The following is a 2,550-nucleotide window of genomic DNA, read 5'->3' as shown; positions in this document are numbered from 1 at the left end:
GTAAGTGCCAATAAATCAGCACTCTACCCCTAGCTGTACTGAGTCACTTTTTTTGAAACTTTTTCTAGTGGTGCATTCCACGGCAAGAGATGTTCAAGTTTCTCTAGCGTATCAGCTTCTGCGATGTGATTAAGAACATACTTAATATAGGAAGCTGGCTCTAGTTCATTTGCTTTGGCTGTTTCGATGAGTGAGAAGCAGGTCGCACTTGCTTTCGCACCTTGTGATGTATCGGCAAACAACCATGCTCTTCTTCCCAGTGCGAAGGGTCGGATTGCGTTTTCGGCAAGAACATTGCTGATGTGTAAGTCACCACGTTCACAGTAGCCTATTAAGTACTCCCATTGGTTCAACGTATAATCCATGGCAGTGCGAGTTAATGATTTTTTCATTACATGGGGCGTGTTCTTATCTAGCCATACTTTAAATTCGATCAGCTTAGGAATGCTGTGCTTTTGTCTCGTCTGATACCGGTCAGCAGCACTCAGATCTTTTATCTCACGTTCAATCACATAAAGCTTATTGATCATGCTCAGTGCCATGTCAGCTTTAGAGAGTTTTACCTGTTTCCCTTTATCTTTGGGTTTTGTAGCTTTCGAGGCTTCGACGAACTTGCGGCGGGCATGGTCCCAGCAGCCGATTCGAGTAATGTTATTCTGAGCACAGATGCGGGCATAGCCGGAGTAACCATCGGCTTGCAAGATGCCTGTAAACTCATCCAATAAGCGCACAGCGACATGGCCAGCACGTGATGGATCATAGTCGAATAAGATCGTTGGATGCCCTGAGGGACCGCCTCGTGTGACCCACATCCATTTATCAGATTGTGCCGTTTTGCCGTCTTCTTTGAGGACTTGTATTCGAGTTTCATCCGCTTGAAGGTAATCACTGCTGTTCTGCACTTCACGCATCAGGTTAATCAGCGGTTGCAGTAACGGATCCAATCGAATGATCCAGTTGGCCATGTTCGTTCGACTGATTTCATGACCCTGTCGCTTAAAGATCGTTTCTAAGCGATACAATGGTAATCCATCGGCATATTTAGAGACGATGATGTAAGCCAGTAACGAGGTCGTGGCGATACATTTACCCAGTGGGTGAATAGGTCGCTTGGCTGCAACAATACTTTCTTCGTCGTTTTCGTTGAATACCGCTTTTTCTTGCCAGATCTCACGCACACGAAGGCTCGCAGGAATGTACTCTAGCTCTTCTTTTACTTTAGTGAAGAAGGTTTTGATCGCACCACTTTTTTCTTCATCGGTCAGTCGAAGCTCAACACGGATACGCTCTAAGTTGTCAGAGAAGCCACGTTGACGACGTTTGTTTTGTTTTGATTGAGGTTCATCATCCTCAGGCACAACGTCATCTGGCAACTGGGCTTTCAGCTCGGCAATGTCGGATTCCATTTCCGCTTCATCGAAGAGATGGATCTGATGAGCAGACTTCTCACTTTTTGCAGCATATTGTTGAATGAGCTTTAAGCGAAGTTGTTCTTCCAGTAGCTCGATATATTGTTCACGTTTTTTAGCATGCTTTTCTTGATGAAGAATGATGTCGTTTTGTGCATTGAGGGCTTCTTCTTTTTGACGAAGAGCCTTTTCGCTTTCGGTAATCGCTTTGTTTTGGTCACCTATTTTTTGCTGTAAGCTAGACACCAAAGACAACAATTCAGCTGCCGAAAGTCCGCTTAAATCAGTCATTTGATGGGTGTTTTTAGGTGATGATTTCATTCGTAAAGTATAGCAAAAACAGTGCATTAACGCACCTAAAAACACTAACCAACCGCATCATAATGCAAGGTTTTATGGCCCTTTAATAAGCTAATATCATAGCCATCGAGAAGCCAGTTTATCTGCTCACCCGTTAACGACATCAGCTCATCTGAGGGACTTGGCCATTTAAACTTTTCTTCGGCCAAAGCTTTGTAATAGAGAACAAAACCATTATCTTCCCACATCAGACATTTGATCTTATTTCGCTGCCGATTAGTGAATGCATAGAGCGCACCGGTAAACGGGTTATGGCCTAATTCGAGTTCGACCAGCAACGCCAATCCATTGGCTTGCTTGCGGAAGTCGATGGGCTCTCGATACAGATAAATCTCTGGCAATTGATACGAGGGACGCAAATATCGAGTTTTCATCACAACTGCCTCAGGATATCACCTAGCAGATGTATATTGTTAGACTGAAGTCCTGAGATGGAGATGCCACTGGGTAGGTTCAGTGACAGATCATTGGTTTGTGCATGATGTTCAACTTGGGTCACACGAGTAAAACCTGATGAGAGTTGCAAACTCGTCTTTTTATCACCTTGACTGGCATGAGTTGAAAGCTTTTTCTTCCAGTAGTAAAACTGCTCGTAGTTAACTGATTGATTACGACAGAAGGCAGCTGCTGAAAGATCAGAGTCCTGCCATTGGGTAATAATCTGTTGCCAGGTGTGTTGCTTGGTTTGGTTGCTCATACCGACCTCCATCGATTAAAAGTGATGGAGGTAGTGTGTCGCGGTTAAATCTTAAATTATAGGTGCTGTTTCATGGGCGCTTAC

The 2,550-nt window shown here is 44.2% G+C and carries 3 protein-coding genes; all 3 read right to left on the bottom strand.

Features of this window, described 5'->3' with window-relative positions; genetic code table 11:
* Positions 1-29: 29 nt before the first annotated feature.
* From tnpC to tnpA, 3 genes are read right to left on the bottom strand one after another with little or no spacing between them, the layout of a single operon-like run.
* Entirely contained in the window at positions 30-1,730 is a 1,701-nt protein-coding gene (tnpC, locus tag DN062_RS18330) for an IS66 family transposase (protein WP_112160733.1), read from the bottom strand.
* Positions 1,731-1,774: 44 nt separating this feature from the next.
* Complete coding sequence (tnpB, locus tag DN062_RS18325; protein ID WP_112160732.1) at positions 1,775-2,143, bottom strand: IS66 family insertion sequence element accessory protein TnpB; 369 nt, start codon at positions 2,141-2,143, stop codon at positions 1,775-1,777.
* Entirely contained in the window at positions 2,143-2,466 is a 324-nt protein-coding gene (tnpA, locus tag DN062_RS18320) for an IS66 family insertion sequence element accessory protein TnpA (protein ID WP_112160731.1), read from the bottom strand. Before tnpA ends, tnpB begins: the two co-directional genes overlap by 1 nt.
* Positions 2,467-2,550 lie beyond the last annotated feature (84 nt).

The sequence above is a fragment of the Nitrincola tibetensis genome (genome assembly GCF_003284585.1).
Lineage (GTDB): Bacteria > Pseudomonadota > Gammaproteobacteria > Pseudomonadales > Balneatricaceae > Nitrincola > Nitrincola tibetensis.
This window is presented reverse-complemented; position numbering and strand designations above follow the sequence as displayed.